18 protein-coding genes are annotated in these 17332 nt (G+C 67.6%); 4 read left to right on the top strand and 14 right to left on the bottom strand.

From position 1 onward, the window contains the following. Positions 1 to 11: 11 nt before the first annotated feature. From ACNO8X_RS19310 to ACNO8X_RS19340, 7 genes are all read right to left on the bottom strand, one after another. Entirely contained in the window at positions 12 to 1826 is a 1815-nt protein-coding gene (locus tag ACNO8X_RS19310; protein WP_043986188.1) for a penicillin-binding transpeptidase domain-containing protein, read from the bottom strand. A gap of 145 nt (positions 1827 to 1971) precedes the next feature. Beyond that, positions 1972 to 2826: a GNAT family N-acetyltransferase gene (locus ACNO8X_RS19315; RefSeq protein WP_418002301.1), complete on the bottom strand. Its 855-nt coding sequence runs from the start codon at positions 2824 to 2826 to the stop codon at positions 1972 to 1974. A 73-nt stretch (positions 2827 to 2899) separates the two neighbouring features. Further along, positions 2900 to 4066, bottom strand: a complete 1167-nt coding sequence (gene ispG / locus ACNO8X_RS19320; RefSeq protein WP_418002302.1) for a flavodoxin-dependent (E)-4-hydroxy-3-methylbut-2-enyl-diphosphate synthase — start codon at positions 4064 to 4066, stop codon at positions 2900 to 2902. Between the two features lie 9 nt (positions 4067 to 4075). Continuing rightward, positions 4076 to 5311: a M50 family metallopeptidase gene (locus ACNO8X_RS19325; protein WP_418002303.1), complete on the bottom strand. Its 1236-nt coding sequence runs from the start codon at positions 5309 to 5311 to the stop codon at positions 4076 to 4078. After that, complete coding sequence (gene dxr, locus ACNO8X_RS19330) at positions 5308 to 6489, bottom strand: 1-deoxy-D-xylulose-5-phosphate reductoisomerase (RefSeq protein WP_418002304.1); 1182 nt, start codon at positions 6487 to 6489, stop codon at positions 5308 to 5310. The genes ACNO8X_RS19325 and dxr overlap by 4 nt, the downstream gene beginning before the upstream one ends. Before the next feature lie 65 nt (positions 6490 to 6554). Next, entirely contained in the window at positions 6555 to 7355 is an 801-nt protein-coding gene (locus ACNO8X_RS19335) for a DUF4097 family beta strand repeat-containing protein (RefSeq protein ID WP_418002305.1), read from the bottom strand. Between the two features lie 44 nt (positions 7356 to 7399). Further along, on the bottom strand, positions 7400 to 7906 hold the full coding sequence (locus ACNO8X_RS19340) for a histidine kinase (protein WP_418002306.1): 507 nt from the start codon (positions 7904 to 7906) through the stop codon (positions 7400 to 7402). A 276-nt stretch (positions 7907 to 8182) separates the two neighbouring features. On the opposite strand from ACNO8X_RS19340, the gene ACNO8X_RS19345 reads away from it, so the two are divergent. Further along, the gene (locus ACNO8X_RS19345) at positions 8183 to 8437 is read left to right on the top strand and encodes a DUF2631 domain-containing protein (protein ID WP_418002307.1); all 255 of its coding nucleotides are present in this window, start codon (positions 8183 to 8185) and stop codon (positions 8435 to 8437) included. Positions 8438 to 8502: 65 nt separating this feature from the next. On the opposite strand, the gene ACNO8X_RS19350 is transcribed toward ACNO8X_RS19345, so the two are convergent. The 4 genes from ACNO8X_RS19350 to ACNO8X_RS19365 are packed head-to-tail and all read right to left on the bottom strand — an operon-like array spanning position 8503 to position 11772. Further along, positions 8503 to 9240, bottom strand: a complete 738-nt coding sequence (locus ACNO8X_RS19350) for a YoaK family protein (RefSeq protein WP_418002308.1) — start codon at positions 9238 to 9240, stop codon at positions 8503 to 8505. A 55-nt stretch (positions 9241 to 9295) separates the two neighbouring features. Beyond that, positions 9296 to 9724, bottom strand: a complete 429-nt coding sequence (locus ACNO8X_RS19355) for an FHA domain-containing protein (RefSeq protein ID WP_418002309.1) — start codon at positions 9722 to 9724, stop codon at positions 9296 to 9298. Positions 9725 to 9760: 36 nt separating this feature from the next. Further along, a complete protein-coding gene (locus tag ACNO8X_RS19360) occupies positions 9761 to 11398 on the bottom strand; it encodes a SulP family inorganic anion transporter (RefSeq protein WP_418002310.1) in 1638 nt (545 codons plus the stop codon). Further along, positions 11395 to 11772, bottom strand: coding sequence for an ArsR/SmtB family transcription factor (locus ACNO8X_RS19365; RefSeq protein ID WP_418002311.1), 378 nt, complete (start codon positions 11770 to 11772; stop codon positions 11395 to 11397). Before ACNO8X_RS19365 ends, ACNO8X_RS19360 begins: the two co-directional genes overlap by 4 nt. A gap of 146 nt (positions 11773 to 11918) precedes the next feature. On the opposite strand from ACNO8X_RS19365, the gene ACNO8X_RS19370 reads away from it, so the two are divergent. Next, positions 11919 to 13259: a hypothetical protein gene (locus ACNO8X_RS19370; RefSeq protein WP_418002312.1), complete on the top strand. Its 1341-nt coding sequence runs from the start codon at positions 11919 to 11921 to the stop codon at positions 13257 to 13259. Positions 13260 to 13284: 25 nt separating this feature from the next. Beyond that, positions 13285 to 13836, top strand: coding sequence for a TetR/AcrR family transcriptional regulator (locus tag ACNO8X_RS19375; RefSeq protein WP_418002313.1), 552 nt, complete (start codon positions 13285 to 13287; stop codon positions 13834 to 13836). Here the strand turns inward: ACNO8X_RS19375 and rlmN are convergent. Then, positions 13833 to 14930: a 23S rRNA (adenine(2503)-C(2))-methyltransferase RlmN gene (rlmN, locus tag ACNO8X_RS19380; RefSeq protein WP_043393645.1), complete on the bottom strand. Its 1098-nt coding sequence runs from the start codon at positions 14928 to 14930 to the stop codon at positions 13833 to 13835. The genes ACNO8X_RS19375 and rlmN overlap by 4 nt on opposite strands. A gap of 82 nt (positions 14931 to 15012) precedes the next feature. On the opposite strand from rlmN, the gene ACNO8X_RS19385 reads away from it, so the two are divergent. Next, on the top strand, positions 15013 to 15978 hold the full coding sequence (locus ACNO8X_RS19385; RefSeq protein WP_418002314.1) for a DMT family transporter: 966 nt from the start codon (positions 15013 to 15015) through the stop codon (positions 15976 to 15978). Here ACNO8X_RS19385 and ACNO8X_RS19390 read toward each other — a convergent pair. Together ACNO8X_RS19390 and frr are read right to left on the bottom strand one after the other, a co-directional pair. Beyond that, positions 15869 to 16741 (bottom strand): phosphatidate cytidylyltransferase, encoded by an 873-nt coding sequence (locus tag ACNO8X_RS19390; protein ID WP_418002315.1) that lies wholly within the window; start codon positions 16739 to 16741, stop codon positions 15869 to 15871. The two genes, ACNO8X_RS19385 and ACNO8X_RS19390, sit on opposite strands and share 110 nt — an antisense overlap. A gap of 31 nt (positions 16742 to 16772) precedes the next feature. Next, positions 16773 to 17330, bottom strand: coding sequence for a ribosome recycling factor (gene frr / locus ACNO8X_RS19395; protein WP_418002316.1), 558 nt, complete (start codon positions 17328 to 17330; stop codon positions 16773 to 16775). Between the last annotated feature and the right edge of the window lie 2 nt (positions 17331 to 17332).

Genomic DNA, 17332 nt, shown 5'->3' on the forward strand with positions numbered 1-17332 from the left:
AGCGACCCGGGTCAGGCGAGGTAGTCGGGCGGCAAGCCCTTGAACATGTCGCGGCACATGCGGACCGCGGTCTCTGACCCGCCGCCGCCGACGATCAGGGCGGCGAAGGCCATGTCACCGCGGTAGCCGGCGAACCAGGCATGCGAGCCGCCGGAGAATTCGGCCTCGCCGGTCTTCCCGCGCACATCGCCGCTGCCCCGCAGATCCTTGGCGGTGCCGTTCGTCACCACCAGCTGCATCATCGGTCGCAGGCCGTCGAGCATCTTCGGGCTGATCGCCCCGCTGTTGCCCGACACCGTGGTCGGGCGGCCCTCGATCAGCTGCGGCAGTGGGGTCTTCCCGGCCGCGACGGTCGCCGCCGCCAGCGCCATCCCGAACGGGCTGACCAGGACCTTGCCCTGGCCGAAGCCGTCCTCGGTGCGCTCGGCGAGGTTCACGGTGGGCGGCACCTTTCCGGTGACGGTATCGATCCCGGCGACCTGATAGTCGGCGCCGATGCCGTACTGCGCCGCGGCGTTGGTGAGGGCGCGCGGCGCCATCCGGCTGGCGAGCTCGGCGAAGGTGGTGTTGCACGAGTTCGCAAAGGCCCTGGACATCGGGACCACGCCGAGGTCGAACCGGTCGTAGTTCGGGATGGTCCGCTGCCCGATGTCGATGGTGCCGGGGCAGCCCAGCAGCGTGTTGGGTCCGGCCATGTCCGATTCGATGGCGGCGCCTGCCGTGACCATCTTGAAGGTCGACCCCGGCGGGTACAGGCCCATGGTGGCGGTCGGGCCGTCGGTATCGGCGGCCGCGTTCTGCGCCACGGCCAGGATTTCCCCGGTGGACGGCTTGATCGCGACGATCATCGCCTTGCGGCCCACCATGTTCACCGCATCCTGGGCGGCATTCTGCACGTTGCGGTCCAGGCTGATGGTGATCGACGGGGCCGGCTTGCCCTGAACCTCGTTCAGGATGTCGATGTCCGCGCCGTTCTGGTTGACGCTGACCACGCGCCAGCCGGATTGGCCGATCAGCTGGTCGGCCACCTGCTTCTTGACCTCGGTGACGATGGCCGGCGCGAACCGGGGATCGGTGGGCACCATCTCCGGCTGCGGGGTGATCACCACGCCGGGCAGATGACCGAGGGCCCCCGACACCTTGTCGTTGTCCTCGCGGCGCAGGGTGATCAGGTTCAGCGGTCCGGTGGACGAGCTGGCCTGTTCGGCGAGCCGCTGGGCGTCCATGGTGTTGTCGAACTGCCGCAGCACGTCGGCGACCACACGGGAGGTCCGCATGAGGTCACCGGCGGCGGAACGGGCATTGAGCGCATAGTTGTAGTGGTACCCAGGTACCAGAACGTTCGTGCCGCCGAGCTCGTTGACCGAGGCCCGGACGGGCTGGTCGGCCCGCAGCTGGAAGCTCTGGTGCTCCCCCAGGTTCGGATGCAAATCCGTGCTGCCCCAACGGACTTGCCAGCGGCCGTCCTGCCGGATCATGTTGAGCTGCCCGGTGTAGGCCCAGGTGCGGTCCTTCGGCAGGTGCCAGGTGTACCGATAGGTGATCTTGCCGGTGTCCTGGGTGTACTTGGAGCCGAGCACCTGCGCGTCGAGCTTGGTCGCCTGCAGACCGGACCAGGCCTGGTTGATCGCGGTACGTGCGTCGTTGGGTTTGTCGGACAGGTCGGCGGCAGCACCGGTGTCCCCGCGGCCGAGGGCAGCGAAGAACGCCTGCGCGGTCGGCTCGGGGCCGTTGGGCTTCGGGGTGCAGGCCGTCATCGCTCCTGCGACCGCCACGACCGACAACAACGCGGCCGAGCGTGAAACGGATGATGTGTGCGTTGCCATTGGGACTGATGTTAGAAGTGTGACAAGCCGGTCTCGGGGAGGCACACCGAGACGCAACCGTGACAGTTTTGTGAGATCCGCGAGCGCACGCAGATATCCCGCGGCACGCCGCATTTCGCGGACATTCATGTCCGCGCACGAGCGGTCAGTCCAGCAGCACCGTGGCGTACGTACCCAATTGGGTGAACCCGATGCGCCGGTAGATCGCGCGGGCCGGACCGTTGAAATCGTTGACGTAGAGGCTGGCGGTCCGGCCGGTGCGCAGCACCGCGGACGCCAAGGTCGCGGTGCCCGCCGCACCCAGACCGCGGCCACGCCAGTCCGGATGCACCCACACACCCTGGATCTGACCGACCCGCGACGTCTGCGCCCCGATCTCGGCCTTGAACACCACCTGGCCGTCCTCGATCCGCGCCCACGCCCGGCCGGCAGCGATCAACCCCGCCAGCCGGCGACGATAGCCGCGGCCACCGTCGCCAAGACGCGGGTCCACACCGACCTCGCCGATGAACATGTCCACTGCCGCAACGACATACGCGTCCAACTCGTCCATCCGGACCGGACGCACCGCGGGATCGAGCGTGCACTGCGGGGCATCGGACAGCGTCAGCAGCGGCTGGCAGTCCCGGACCTCGCGGGCCGGGCCCCACACCTGCGCCAGTTGCTGCCACATCGGCAGCACCAACTCCGCGCGGCCCACCAACGACGAACACCGGCGCGGAGCACTCATCACCTTGTCGGCGAACACCATCATGTCGGCCGCGGTCCCCCGCATCGGGATCAGATTCACCCCGGCGAAGCACAGCGACTCGGTGGCCTGGCTGCGGGTCCACAGCTCGCCGCCGATGGCCACCGGATCGAGGCCGTGGTCAGCCACCCGGGCGGCCACCATGCAGGTGCCCACCGGATCCTCGTCGAAGACCTGCTGCACCTGGGCGACTTCGCGCACCACTGATATCCGGCGCGCATCTGCGATCCGGAAAAGTGGAGGTGCCGACATTCACCGACCTTCTTGCGAGTGTGACCTGATCTACTGTTGAGGCTTGCCCGTGACCGCGATCACAAGGCTGTGCTCAGCTTACGGTTACGACGGGCGAACCGCTCGCATCGGTGCCGGACTCGGCCGCGATTCGCATCGCCTCTTCGATCAGGGTCTCGACGATCCGAGATTCGGGGACCGTCTTGATCACCTGGCCGCGGACGAAAATCTGGCCCTTGCCGTTACCGGACGCCACCCCGAGGTCGGCCTCACGCGCCTCGCCCGGGCCGTTCACCACGCAGCCCATGACGGCGACGCGCAGCGGCACGTCGAGCCCGTCGAGCCCGGCCGACACCGCGTTCGCCAGCTTGTAGACGTCCACCTGGGCGCGGCCGCACGACGGGCACGACACGATCTCCAGGCCGCGGGGCCGCAGATTCAGCGACTCCAGGATCTGGTTGCCGACCTTGACCTCTTCGACCGGCGGTGCGGACAGCGATACCCGGATGGTGTCGCCGATGCCCTCGCTAAGCAGCGCGCCGAACGCGACGGCGCTCTTGATGGTGCCCTGGAACGCCGGACCGGCCTCGGTCACGCCGAGGTGCAGCGGGTAGTCGCACTTGGCGGCGAGCTGGCGGTAGGCCTCCACCATGATCACCGGGTCGTTGTGCTTGACGCTGATCTTGATGTCGCCGAAGCCGTGCTCCTCGAACAGCGAGGCCTCCCACAGCGCCGACTCGACGAGCGCCTCCGGGGTGGCCTTGCCGTACTTCTCCAGCAGTCGCGGGTCGAGCGAACCGGCGTTGACGCCGATGCGGATCGGAATGCCCGCGGCGCCGGCGGCCTTGGCGACTTCCTTGACCCGGCCGTCGAACTCCTTGATGTTGCCCGGGTTGACGCGTACCGCGGCGCAACCGGCGTCGATGGCCGCGAAGATGTACTTGGGCTGGAAGTGGATATCGGCGATCACCGGGATCTGGCTGTGCCGGGCGATCTCGGCCAGCGCGTCGGCGTCTTCCTGCCGCGGACAGGCCACGCGGACGATGTCACAGCCCGACGCGGTCAGCTCGGCGATCTGCTGCAGCGTGGAGTTCACGTCGTGCGTCTTGGTCGTGCACATCGACTGCACCGCGATCGGGTAGTCGCTACCGATGCCGACGCCGCGCACCATCAGCTGTCGGGTCTGACGGCGCGGCGCCAGGGTAGGCGGGGCCGGGGGCTCGCTGCCGACGCCCGGCATACCCAAACCGATGGAGGTCATCACGGTCTCCTACTGGAAGATTCGAATGGGGTTCACAAGATCTGCCGTGACGGTCAGCAGCATGTAGCCGCCGATCACCACCAGGACCACATAGGTGGCCGGCATCAGCTTGAGGTAGTTCACCGGAGCCGCGGCGACTTTGCCGCGGGACGCGCGAATCATATTGCGCAGCTTCTCGAAGACTGCGACCGCGATGTGTCCGCCGTCGAACGGCAGCAGCGGCAGCAGGTTCACCGCGCCCAGGACGAAGTTCAGCTGCGCCAGGAAGAACCAGAACATCACCCACAACCCGTGGTCGACGGTGTCGCCGCCGATGATGCTCGCGCCGACCACGCTGATCGGGGTTTCCTTGTCGCGCTCGCCGCCGCCGATCGAGTGGATCAGCGCACCCACCTTGGTCGGGATCTTCGCCAGCGACTTGCCCAGCTCGACGGCCAGGTCACCGGTGAAGGTGAAGGTCGCGGGCACGGCGGTCAATGCGTTGTACTGCGTCGGTCCGGGCTGCGCCGCCGCGGTGACGCCGATGGCGCCGACGGTCGCCGCGGTGTCGGAGTCCTTGACCGTGAATCGCTGGGTCTGCTCGACGCTGACGGTGGTGGTGAACGTCTGGCCGCCGCGTTGGTAGACAACCGGCACAGTGCCGCTGAGGCCGCGGATGGCCTTCGCCATCTCCTCGAACGTGCTCACCGATTTGTCGCCGACCTTCACCACGGTGTCCCCGGCCTTCAAGCCGGCCGCGGCGGCGGGACCGGCCCCCGGATGCGGGCACGGACCGAACGGGTTGTCGCCCGTCTTGGCAATTTGCGGGGCCACACAAGCGGTCTCACCGATCACCGCGGTCGTCGTCTGGTGCAGATTCGGCAGGCCCCACGTCACCGCGATGCCGTAGATCAGCACCAGTCCGATGATGAAGTTCATCGCAGGTCCGGCGAACAGCACGGCGACGCGCTTCCACACCTTCTGCTTGTACATCGCGTACGGCTCATCCGCGGGAGCGATCTCGTCGACCGACGTCATGCCCGCGATATCGCAGAAGCCGCCCAGCGGCACGGCCTTGAGGCCGTATTCGGTGGTGCCGAGCCGGTTGGGCCGGTACGTGGACCACAGCGTCGGGCCGAAGCCGACGAAGTACCGCCGCACCTTCATCCCGGTGGCCCGGGCCACCCACATGTGGCCGCACTCGTGCAGGGCCACCGACACCAGAATGGCCAGCGCGAAGAGCGCAATACCGATCACGAACATCATCGGGCGGGCACAACCTCCTGTGCGATGGTGCGCCGCGCCCGGTCCCGGGCCCAATCCTGCGCATCAAGTACGTCTTCCACGGTAGCGGGTTCGGCGGCCCATTGATCCGCAGCGCCCAGCACGTCGGACACGGTCCGCACGATCGCCGGGAACCCGATGCGCCCGTCGAGGAACGCTGCCGCTGCCTCTTCGTTGGCCGCGTTGTACACCGCGGTCAGGCAACCACCGCGGGTTCCGGCCTCGCGGGCCAGCCGGACCGCCGGGAAGACGTCGTCGTCCAGTGGCTCGAACTCCCAGGTCGAGGCCTTGGTCCAGTCGCAGGCCAGGGCGGCACCCGGGACCCGGGCCGGCCAGCCGAGCGCCAGCGCGATGGGCAGCTTCATGTCGGGCGGGCTGGCCTGCGCCAGCGTCGAACCGTCGGTGAACGTGACCATCGAATGCACGATGGACTGCGGGTGCACCACAACGTCGATGCGGTCGTAGTCGATGCCGAACAGCAGGTGGGTCTCGATGAGTTCCAGCCCCTTGTTGACCAGCGACGCCGAGTTCAGGGTGTTCATCGGCCCCATCGACCACGTCGGGTGGGCGCCGGCCTGCTCGGGGGTCACGTCCTCCAGGTCCTTGGCCGCCCAACCGCGGAACGGGCCGCCCGACGCGGTGAGCACCAGCCGGGCCACTTCGTCACCCGTGCCGCCGCGCAGGCACTGGGCCAGCGCCGAATGCTCGGAGTCGACGGGCACGATCTGCCCGGGCTGTGCGGCCTTGAGCACCAGCGGCCCACCGGCGACCAGCGACTCCTTGTTCGCCAGTGCGAGCCGAGCACCCGAATGCAGCGCGGCCAGCGTCGGCTTCAAACCCAGCGCCCCGACCAGCGAGTTCAGGACGACGTCGGCCTCGGTGTCCTCGACGAGCCGGGTGGCCGCGTCGGCGCCCGCGTAGGTGACGTCGCCGATGCGCTCGGCCGCGGCGAGGTCGGCCACCGCGATATTGGTGACGCCCGTCTCGGCGCGCTGCCGCGCCAGGAGTTCGGCATTGCCGCCGCCGGCCGCCAGGCCGACGATCTCGAACCGGTCGGGGTTGGCGGCGATCACCTCCAGGGCCTGGGTACCGATCGACCCGGTACTGCCGAGCACCAGGACTCGTAGCCGCTCACTCACCTCTCTATTGTGCCGCCCCACCCGGCCTTCGGCGTCGGTGGTGGCACATCGGGATCAGCGGCGACGGAACCAACCGGCGATCCGCGTCAGGCGGGCACTGCTGTGGCGCGCCGGATGGCGATGTCACCCGAGGCGGTCCGGGCATGCACGGCCAACCGACGGTCGTCGCCTTCGGGGCCGGCGGCGGGGGTCAGATCGCTGTGCACCTTCCCGGACCGGCTGTCCAGATCGAGGTTCGCCGCGGTCCCCTCGGCCACGCCGACCTCGACGTAGCCACTGGCAGTGGCCACCGATACCGATCCCGACTCGGCGCCTGCCACAGTCAGCGATCCGGACGCGGTCCGGCTGTGCACGGCTCCGCGCAATGCCCCGACGGTGGCCGAGCCGCTGGCTGCCTGAAACTTCAGGTTGCCGTCCAGATCGTCGATCGACAGGTCCCCCGAGGCAGTGGATACCGTGGCGTGCCCCAGCACCCGGCGGGCAGCGATGTCACCGGATGCCGTGGCGGCCTTGATATTTCCCTGTACAGAGTCGAGGACAGCGCTGCCGCTGGCGGCGTTGAACCGGCAGTCCGCGACCGGGCCATCGACCTGCAGATCAGCAGACGACACCGAGACCGAGAGCCTGGACAGCGCCGGCAACGCGATGTCGACGTTGACGGCGCCGCGGGACAGCGACAGCAGCTTTCTGCCGACGATCACCGTCAGCGCACCGTTCGAGAAATCGATGTTTGCCTGCTCGGCCGCCCGGACGTCGGCGGCCCGCATCGGGTCACGTGGCGTGACACGCACCTCGGTGTCGGTCCGGTCGGCGGCGGCGATGCGTACAGCGCCGGCCGCGAGTTCGATCGTGGCGGTGATGGGGTCTGACGTCGGAAACGTTCGCATGGTGCTCTCCTGTCGGTGGTGGGGTTTCTTGTCTGCTGTTTTCGTCAGCGGACCCAGCCGCTGATGGTGTTGCCGTGTTTTCGATCGCGTGGCGCCGGCCCGCCGAGCGCGGCACCGACGGCGCGAACCAACCAGGCGTTGACCGACAGCCCGTCGCGCCGCGCCGCGGCGTCCACACCGCCGCGCAGAGCCTCGGGCAACCGCAGGGTCACGCGCCAGGTACCGCTGTCGTCGCCGGCCGGAGCGCTGACGGCGCCGTCGGCCAGGTCCGCATCGGCGGCGACCGGCGGTTCAGGGTCCGCGTCGGCCGGGGTCCCGGTCACGACGAATTCCGGGTCGCGGCCGCGCAATCGCACGTCGACCGACGCCGGCGCCAACTCACGCGTGATGTGTTCGGCTGCCTCGGAGAGCGCCTCGAGCAACGCCAGGCGAAGAGCGGAATCGAGCGGTGCGCTGAGCCGCTCGGCGAGTTCAGCCGCCTCGGCACCACCGGCCGCCGCGGCGATCTCCAGCTCGATCCGTACTCCGTCGACGTAGGGTTGCAGGTCCATGACACCACTATGACATCACTATGGTGTCACCGCAAGCGTCAAGATGACGCCACACTTGGCCGACCGCACGCCACCTGCTGCCCGTCGCGCGACTACAGCCGACTTGTCGCACTCCTCAACGCGTCTCGTCCCTCGCCGCTAGATCGTCGCGCGACTACAGCCGATTTGTCGCACTCCTCAACGCGGCTCGTCCCTCGCCGCTAGATCGTCGCGCGACTACGACCGAGCGTCGTATGCAAGAATGACCGCAATCCATCGGATCGTTAAGGAGTAGCCGTGGCCACCACCGAGGTCGAACGAAGCACCGGCGTCGATGTCGAGGACGTCCCCTCGGCAGAGTGGGGCTGGTCCAAGATGAACCGCGGCGTGGTTCAGGTCGGTGGCATCCTGTCCGCCATCTTCTTGCTGGTGATGCTCCGCGGTAACCACGTCGGCCACGTCGAGGATGTCTGGCTGATCGGGTTCTCCATCCTGCTGTTCACCATCGTCATCCGCGGCTGGTGGCTGCGTCGTCGCGGCTGGATCCGCTGACTTAAGTCCTTACGACAAAGGCCACGAACTCTTTCGAGTTCGTGGCCTTTGTCGTTGCCGGGTTTTCAGGCGGTGGGCTCCCGGTGCCGGCGGTCCGAATGGAAGAACGTGACGAGTGTCGTTGCGCCGCAGATCAAGCCGACCGTGCCAATGAGCTGCGGGCCGGTGATCCGGTCGGCCAGCCCACCACCCACGGCCGCGCCGATCATGAACGACGACAACAAAGCGAGGTAGCCCAGCCAGTCGTAGACAGTGCCGCTGCCGCAGATGTGGCGCTCGAGCCCCTGGCCCAGTTTGACGACCGTTCCGGTGACGTAGCTGAGCGGCACCGCCACTTCGCCGCGCTTGACGAAGCTCGTGTTCAACGCGCCCACCGAGAAACAGATGATCAGGATGCCCGTGAAGTTGACGTCCTCGTAGTACCAGCCGTCCTCGTACAGCTCGACCACGGACGCCACCAACAAGCCGATGGTGACCAGCGCGGTGGCACCGTGCGGATGGTTCTGCCAGTACCTGCGCCGCAGGAATGACGCCACGAAGACCCCCGCCAGGAAGCAGGCCATCAACCACAACGCCGCCAGCGGCCCCGCTCCGGACACCTTCTGCCGTTCCGCGACGTCGAACCAGCCGAGCACGGCCCGTTCGGTATTGCCCGTCATGAAGGTGACGAAGTATCCGGCACTATGCAGGAACGCGACCGCACCGATCATGCCGGCCAACCACGACAGCAGCCACGACAACCGCGCCTCCGGTCCGATGGCGTCTTCCTTGCTCACAACCCTGTCGGGTGACTGCTGATCCACCGGCACATTATGTACGGCGCGGGTCGACGGACGGCTCAGATCGGTCCCAGCGCGGTCACCGGCCTTGCGGCCGGCAGGTGAAGCTGAGCCGGAACTTGCCGATCTGGATTTCGTCACCGCTGGTGAGCGGGAGCGACGGGACCTGGACTCCGTTCACAGACGTGCCGTTCAGGCTGCCGACGTCGACGATCCAGTATTCGCCATCGAGCCAACGGATTTCAGCATGATGACGACTGACGGTGATGTCGTCGAGAAACACGGCACTGTCGGGGTGCCGACCGGCGGCGACAACATCGTCGACCAGCAGGAACTGGCCGCCAGGACCGGGGCCGCCGGTGATCGCCAGGACCCCCGAGCCCGGGTGTACCTCGGACACCCTTTGGTGCCCGGCATGCCCCTTGGCACCTTCGCCGATTACGCGGTGGATCGCGGTGGTGTGGACGGTGACGTCGTCGCCGAGGCGCGCGTGATCGGCCAGATTCATATCGGGTTTCCTTTGCCTGTCTGAGTTTTCGAAGCGCTACTTGATGGTGTGGCTGCGGGCATGGGCGACGGCATCGTCCAGCGTCTCGATGAGATGGTTCTCATGACGCAGGGAGTCGATGATGCCGACACCCGCGAGAAGGTCTCGGTGCTCGGGCCGGACACCTTTGATGATCACGGTGATGCCCCGCTCCTCCAGGTCTTCGACGATTTGCGTCAGCGTGTGCGCGCCCGTGGCGTCGAGCATGCCGAGTTGCGACAGCCGAATGATCACCACCGACGTATCAGGGTGGTTGCCGTCTGTGATGGCGGTCGAAATCCGTTCGGCCGCACCGAAAAACATCGCCCCGTCGAGCCGCAGCAGGGCGATACGTTCGTCGCCGGGCACATAGGGACCGGGCAGCTCCTCGCGTGTGACGCTGCTGCGCCGGGCCAGCGCGCGCAGCGCAAACAACGCCGTTGCCGCGATACCGATCTCGACGGCCTGGATCAGGTCGAAACAGACAGTGACAATTGCGGTCAGCAGAAAAGTCACCGCGTCCGAACGCGTGGACCGCAGAATCCGCGTCACCGTGTGCGGTGAAATCATCCGGAACGCCGTCACCATCAACACCGCGGACAGCGCCGCCAGTGGGATGGTCCCCACCAGTCGACTGATCAGGTACACCACGGCCAGCAGCACCACCGAGTGCACGATCGCCGCGACGCGGGTCCGCGCGCCGGACCGGACGTTGACCGCGGTGCGGGCAATGGCCCCGGTCGCCGGCATGCCACCGAACATCCCAGAAACGACCGAAGCCAGTCCCTGCCCAACCAGTTCCCGGTTCGGGTCGTAGGGCCCGGTCGGGGACATCGTCGCCGCGACCCGTGCCGACAGCAGTGATTCGATCGCGGCCAGTGCGGCGATCGCCAGTGCCGCACCGAACAGAGAGTGCAGCACCGCCAGATCAGCGTGCGGCCATACCGGCGTGGGCAATCGCGACGGCAGCGCCCCGATCCGGGCCGCCGGCAATCCAGTGCCCACGACGATGGCCGTAGCCGCTACAACCGCCACCAACGACGCCGGCACCGCTGGGTGCAGCCTGGGCAGCCCGATCATCAACACCGCCACCAGCACCGTGACGAGGAGGGCCGGCCGTGCCGCCCCCACGTCGAGGTGCGAGACGACCAGGCCCGCGGCCACCAGCGGGGACCGCCCGGCGGGTGCCGCCTGCCCGAATGCGGCCGGGACCTGCTGCAGAAAAATGATGACGGCGATGCCGAGGGTGAATCCTTCGATGACCGGCCACGGAATGAAGGTCACCGCGCGCCCCATGCCGGTGATGCCGGCCACCACGACGATGACCCCGGCCAGGATGGTCACCGCGGCGACGCTGCCCAGTCCGTACTGGGCCACGATCGGCGCCAGTACCACCGTCATCGCCCCGGTCGGCCCCGATACCTGAACATGCGATCCGCCGAACACCGCGGCCACCAGCCCAGCCACGACTGCGGTGACCAGACCGGCAGCCGCGCCGACACCCGAACTGATTCCGAACGCCAGCGCGAGCGGCAATGCGACCACCCCGACCGTCACCCCGGCGAGGACGTCACGCCGCCACGAGCGACTCAGGCCGGCATAGTCCTGGCGCGACGGCAGCAACCGGGTGATGCGGTCGCCGGCGACCGTGGTCATCGGCTGGTGCCGATCGGCGGCAGTGCGCCGACGGCATCGAGCTGATCGCGTTGCGCGGCAAGGGTATCGGCGAGGAACGTCCGCGCGATGAGCAACAGTTCGGCGATCTTCGGATGCGCCAACGTGTAGTACACCGCGTTGCCGGCCCGATACCCACTGACCACGTGATGCCGCTTGAGCACGGCCAGATGCTGCGAGAGCAGCGTCGGTTCGATATCGCTGGCCGCGAGGATGTCGCTCACCGGCGTCGGGCCGTCGGAAGTCGACAGGATCTCCAACACCCTGATGCGGGCCGGATGCGCGAGCGCTTTGAAGAGGTTCGCCTTGATCTCGTACAGCGGCCGTTCGGGACCATCGAGCACGCTGTCGACCATCTGCCGCCCCCTAATTGATGGATTGAGAAAATTCTCAATCCATCATAGCGCGCGAGTCCCGTCCGGCAGATTCACCAGATCAGCTTCTGCCAGACAACGCACAGGCTCGCGAAGCGAAAGTTTGTGGGCTCGGTAACATTCGCGCCATGGCCGTAGCCGACAACACAATCGATCTGGGAGACCAAGCCTCCTTCACCGGCTTACGGGCGCTGGGCCGCGGCCCGCTCATCCAATACACCTGGATCTACGAACATCCTGTCGACCTGGATGGCCTGCGTCGCCTGCACCGCAATCTGGGTAGCGGCGGCCTGTTGGGCCGCCGGATCGAACGGTCGCCGCTGCCGTTCGGGCGGCACCGGTGGGTCCGCTCGACCGGACCGCTCGGTCTCGACATCGGCACCGGGACACGGCCCGTCGCCGAGTTGAACGACTGGGTCAACGAACGCGGCTACATTCCGGTGGACCCGGAGCATGGCCCACCGTGGCACCTCGGCGTGCAGCAGCTCGAAGGCGGCGGCGCGGCCGTGTCGCTCGTGGTGTCGCACACCGTCGGGGACGGCCTGGCCATCGCCGAAGCCGTCGCCGACGCGGTCAACGGCGAACCCCGCGACCTCGGCTACCCGATACCCGCATCCCGGACCCGACGCGAGGCCCTGCGCGAAGATCTCCGCCAGACAATGCGCTCGGTACCCAGTTGGTTCACGGCCGTGGTCGGGGCCGCCAAGATCGCCCGCGATCAGAAGGGCGACCTGGCGGCGTCGGCCAAATCGGTGACGGCGGCGGTGTCCAGCGGGATCACCACGCCGGTGACGCCGCCGTTCGTCACCATCCACATCGATATCGACGAGTGGCACCAGCGCGCGAAAGCCCTTGGCGGGACCAGCAATGTGCTGTTCGCCGCCCTCGGCGCCCGGGTCGGGCAGGTGGTGGGACGACTGGGCGACGACGGCCGAGCCATGCTCTCGTTCCCCGTCAACATCCGCACCGAGGGCGACACCCGGGGCAACGCGCTCAGCACCATCACCGTGATGGCGGACCCCGAGAAGGTCAGCACCGACCTGAGCGAACTGCGGGGCGAGATCAAGCACGAACTCGCCGGTGTCGACGAGTGGACCCGGATGATGCTCACGCCCCTTCCACTCACTCCCCTGGTGCCGAAGTTCGCGGTGCGACGGCTGGAGAAGATGGTGCTCAAGGTCGGCAAGCCCATCGGCTGCTCGAACCTGGGCCTGTTCCCCCCCGCGTTCAACCGGCCCGACGGCACCGACGCCGACAATTTCCACGCCCGCCTGGTCGAACCGGGACTGACGCCGGTGGACCTCGAACGACTCAATGGTCACCTGTTCCTGGTGTTGTGCCAGACCCCGACGTCGATGATCGTGACGGTCACCGCGTGGGAACCGGGCGAGACGAACACCAAAGCGGCACTGGCAGATTCCACCCGCAAGGCGCTGGCCGAACTCGGGCTCACCGGAACCGTCGACTAAGTTACCGGGTAGTACCATCGGTATCGTGGACAGTACCGCGATCCCCGAGGGCGGCTCCGTCGAGGACGCCTCGACCCCGAGCCGAATCCTGGTGGCGACCGCGGAAGTGCTTGCCCGTCAGGGACAAGCCAAGCTCAGCCTGTCCGAGGTCGCGATGCAGGCGGGGGTTTCCCGCCCCACGCTGTACCGCTGGTTCGCTTCCAAGGAGGCGCTGCTCGAATCATTCGGGCGGTACGAACGCGAATTGTTCGTCGACGGCATGAGCGCGGCCACCGAAGGGCTGCGGGGCAACGAAAAGCTCGATGCCGCACTGCAATTCATCGTGCGGTACCAGAAGACCTATTCCGGTGTGCGAGTCATCGACATCGAACCCGAAGTCGTGCTCGCCCAGCTGCCGAACGTCCTCCCGATCATGCGGAACCGCCTGCAGAAACTGCTCTCCGGACCGAACGCCGAACTGAAGGCGGCCACCGCCATCCGGATCGCGATATCGCATTACCTGGTCCGCAGTGACGACACCGACCAGCTGCTGGCGCAACTGCGCCATGCCGTCGGCCTGCGCGAGCCGAGCAGCTAGCCTTCAGCCGCCAATTGGCCACACGCAGCGGCGATTTCACGACCGCGGGTGTCGCGCACTGTGCATGACACACCGGCGGCCTGCACCCGACGCACGAACTCCCGCTCGACGGGCTTCGGACTCGCGTCCCACTCGCTGCCCGGGGTCGGGTTCAAGGGGATCAGGTTCACGTGCACCAACGGGCCCAGCTTGTTACGCAGCTTCTTGCCCAAAAGGTCTGCCCGCCAAGGCTGATCGTTGACATCGCGGATCAGTGCATACTCCACCGACACCCGGCGACCGGTCACGTCGGCGTAATACCGTGCGGCGTCGAGGACTTCGGAGACCTTCCACCGGTTGTTGACCGGCACCAGGGTGTCACGCAACTCGTCGTCGGGGGTGTGCAGTGACAGCGCCAGCGTCACACCGAGCTTCTCGTCGGCGAGTTTGCGGATCGCCGGCGCCAGCCCGACGGTCGAGACCGTCACCGAGCGGGCACTGATACCGAAACCCTCCGGCGGTGCTGCGGTGATCCGGCGGACGGCGGCCACCACCCGGTTGTAGTTGGCCAGCGGCTCCCCCATGCCCATGAAGACGATGTTGGACAGCCGGCCGTCGTGCTCGTTACGCATCGCGGCCGACGCCGCGCGCACCTGCTCCAGGATTTCGGCGGTCGACAGGTTGCGCTGCAGACCGCCCTGTCCGGTGGCGCAGAACGGGCAGGCCATGCCACAGCCGGCCTGCGACGAGATGCAGACGGTGTTGCGCTGCGGGTAGCGCATCAGGACCGACTCGAACGTCGTGCCGTCGACCGCGCGCCACAGGGTCTTGCGCGTCTCCCCCGCGTCGCACTGGATCTGTTTCACCGGCGAGATGAGGTCGGGGAACAGCGCCGAGGCCACCTGATCGCGCACCGCGGCGGGCAGATCGGTCATCTCGTGCGGGTCGGCGATCAGCCGGCCGTAGTACTGATTGGCCAGCTGCTTGGCCCGGAATTTCGGCAATCCCAGCTCGGCGACGGCCGAGGCGCGGCCGTCGGCGTCGAGGTCGGCAAGGTGCCGCGGCGGCATGCCGCGGCGCGGTGCTTCGAAAACCAGAGGAAGGGAAACGGCCATAACGGGCTTCAGTATCGCACCGACTCGCCCCTGCGGACGAAAATCATTGGACCTGGCGCCGCCGACCACTCACCATGGCCCCATGCCACCCCGCCCCGCGTCGCTTCTGGCCTTCGTCTACGCATTGGGTTATCCCATTGGCGCCCTTGCCGTTTCGGCCCTGACCCCCATGGCGACGCTGGTCTTCCGGTTCGGCCTGGCGGCCGCGATCCTGACCACGTGGGCACTGGCGGCGCATGTGAAATGGCCCACTGGTACCCGGCTGGTGCACGTGGTGATCAGTGGTCTGCTCACCCAGGCCGTGCAATTCATCTGCCTGTACCTGGCACTGATGCACGGCGCTCCCGCGGTGCTGGGCGCCGTGGTCATCTCGATGAACCCCGTCGCCACGGCCCTGCTCGCTGCCGTGTTCCTGGGCGAACGGCTGACGCCGATGCGCGTCGTCGCGCTGGTCCTGGGTGCGCTGGCGGTGCTCGCCGCGTGTGCCCAGCGGCTGCTGATGGTCGGCGGGGTCGACGCGGTGATCGTGCTGCTGGTCATCTCGCTGCTGGCCCTGGCCGCAGGCGGTGTCTATCAGCAGCGGTTCTGCCGTGGCGTGGATTTCCGCGCCACCGCGGCGCTGCAGAACGCGGCGTCATTGCTTCCCGTGGCGGTCCTGGCCGCCGTCATGCCGTGGACCGTGACCAACCTGCACACCGCCGTCCTCGCGGTCGGCGCAGTGGTGCTGTTCAACGCCACGTTGTGCATGACGCTGTACGTGCGGGCGATCGATCACTACGGCGCCGCCGCGGTGGCCATGCTGTTCGCCGTCATCCCGGCGATCGCCGGCGTGCTGTCCTGGCTGCTGCTGGGCCAGCGGCCCGACCTCGGTGTAGTGGTCGGCCTGGTGCTCGGCGCGCTGGCCTGCTGGCTCAATTCGCGCGCCGTGGCGCGGACCGTCAGGCCAGCAACTCCAGCACCAGCCACGCCGCCACTGCAGACGGCAGAATCGAATCGATCCGGTCCATCAGACCGCCGTGACCAGGCAGCAGAGTGCCCATGTCCTTGATCCCGAGGTCCCGTTTGACCTGCGATTCGACCAGGTCGCCCAGAGTGCCGGTGATGACGAGCATGATGCCGAGCGGCACGCCGACCCACAGCGGCCGGTCGGCCAGGTAGTGCACCGACAGCACCGAGACGATGATGCTGAACACCAGTGATCCGCTGAAGCCCTCCCAGGACTTCTTCGGGCTGATCGCCGGCACCATCGGGTGCTTGCCGAACAGCACGCCCGCGGTGTAACCGCCGATATCGGAGGCCACGACGCCCAGCATCATGCAGAACACCTGCATGGCGCCTTCGTGGTAGCCGCCCTGGTGCGGGTAGATGAGCAGCGCCGTGAAGGCGCCGAACAGCGGCACCCAGGCGGCCAGGAAGATCGTCACCGAGACGTCGCGCGTGTAGTTGACCGGCGCGGCTTTCAGACCGCCCGACAGCAGCCGCCAGATCAGGCACAGCGCGACCGTGGCGCCGAACGCACCCAGCGCCCCGGCTTCCCGGAAGGGCACGGTCAGCCAGATCATCGCCTGCCCACCGATCAGCAGCGGAATCACCGGGACGGCGTAACCGCCTTCGCGCAGCCGGCGCACCACCTCGTGGGTGGCCAGGGCGACGGCGAGCGCCACCAGTGCCACCCACAGCTGCGGGACGAACAGCAGGGTGGCGATGACGGTGCCGCCCAGGAGGGCGCCGACGGAGATGGCGGCGGGCAGGTTGCGCCCGGCGCGCGAGGACTTCTTGGGCTCCCCGGTGGGGGCGGTTTCGGTGGCCACGACTGTGTGGATGCGGACAGCTGGAAGGTCGTCAGACCTCCAGCAGCTCGCCTTCCTTGTGCTTGACCAACTCGTCGATCTGAGTCGTGTAGGTGGCGGTGGTCTTGTCCAGATCCTTTTCGGCGCGCGCGACTTCGTCCTCGCCGGCCTCGCCGTCCTTCTTGATCCGGGACAGCTCGTCCATCGCCTTTCGACGGATGTTGCGCACCGACACCTTGGCGTCCTCGCCCTTGCTCTTGGCCTGCTTGACGAGTTCCTTGCGGCGTTCCTCGGTCAGCTGCGGGATGGAGATGCGGATGATGCTGCCGTCGTTGCTCGGGTTGACGCCGAGGTCCGAGTTCCGGATGGAGTCCTCGATGGCCCTGAGCTGGTTGGCCTCATAGGGCTTGATGACCACCATGCGCGCCTCGGGGACGTTGATGCTCGCCAGCTGGGTGATGGGCGTCATCGAGCCGTAGTACTCGATGTTGATCCGGTTGAACATGCCGGGGTTGGCCCGGCCGGTCCGGATCGACCCCAGGTCATCACGGGCCACCGCGACGGCCTTGTCCATCTTCTCTTCGGCATCGAAGAGGGTTTCCTCGATCACTT

Origin of the sequence: Mycobacterium sp. PDNC021, from assembly GCF_048282635.1 — a bacterium.
Classification (GTDB): Bacteria; Actinomycetota; Actinomycetes; order Mycobacteriales; family Mycobacteriaceae; genus Mycobacterium; species Mycobacterium llatzerense.

Coding starts and splice junctions, on each gene's coding strand:
- ACNO8X_RS19365 (WP_418002311.1), bottom strand. CDS start 11,772: ATGGTCGACAGCGTGCTCGATGGTCCCGAACGGCCGCTGTACGAGATC.
- ACNO8X_RS19370 (WP_418002312.1), top strand. CDS start 11,919: ATGGCCGTAGCCGACAACACAATCGATCTGGGAGACCAAGCCTCCTTC.
- ACNO8X_RS19325 (WP_418002303.1), bottom strand. CDS start 5,311: ATGATGTTCGTGATCGGTATTGCGCTCTTCGCGCTGGCCATTCTGGTG.
- ACNO8X_RS19385 (WP_418002314.1), top strand. CDS start 15,013: ATGCCACCCCGCCCCGCGTCGCTTCTGGCCTTCGTCTACGCATTGGGT.
- ispG (WP_418002302.1), bottom strand. CDS start 4,066: ATGACCTCCATCGGTTTGGGTATGCCGGGCGTCGGCAGCGAGCCCCCG.
- ACNO8X_RS19355 (WP_418002309.1), bottom strand. CDS start 9,724: ATGAATCTGGCCGATCACGCGCGCCTCGGCGACGACGTCACCGTCCAC.
- ACNO8X_RS19335 (WP_418002305.1), bottom strand. CDS start 7,355: ATGCGAACGTTTCCGACGTCAGACCCCATCACCGCCACGATCGAACTC.
- rlmN (WP_043393645.1), bottom strand. CDS start 14,930: ATGGCCGTTTCCCTTCCTCTGGTTTTCGAAGCACCGCGCCGCGGCATG.
- ACNO8X_RS19340 (WP_418002306.1), bottom strand. CDS start 7,906: ATGGACCTGCAACCCTACGTCGACGGAGTACGGATCGAGCTGGAGATC.
- ACNO8X_RS19360 (WP_418002310.1), bottom strand. CDS start 11,398: ATGACCACGGTCGCCGGCGACCGCATCACCCGGTTGCTGCCGTCGCGC.
- ACNO8X_RS19315 (WP_418002301.1), bottom strand. CDS start 2,826: ATGTCGGCACCTCCACTTTTCCGGATCGCAGATGCGCGCCGGATATCA.
- ACNO8X_RS19310 (WP_043986188.1), bottom strand. CDS start 1,826: ATGGCAACGCACACATCATCCGTTTCACGCTCGGCCGCGTTGTTGTCG.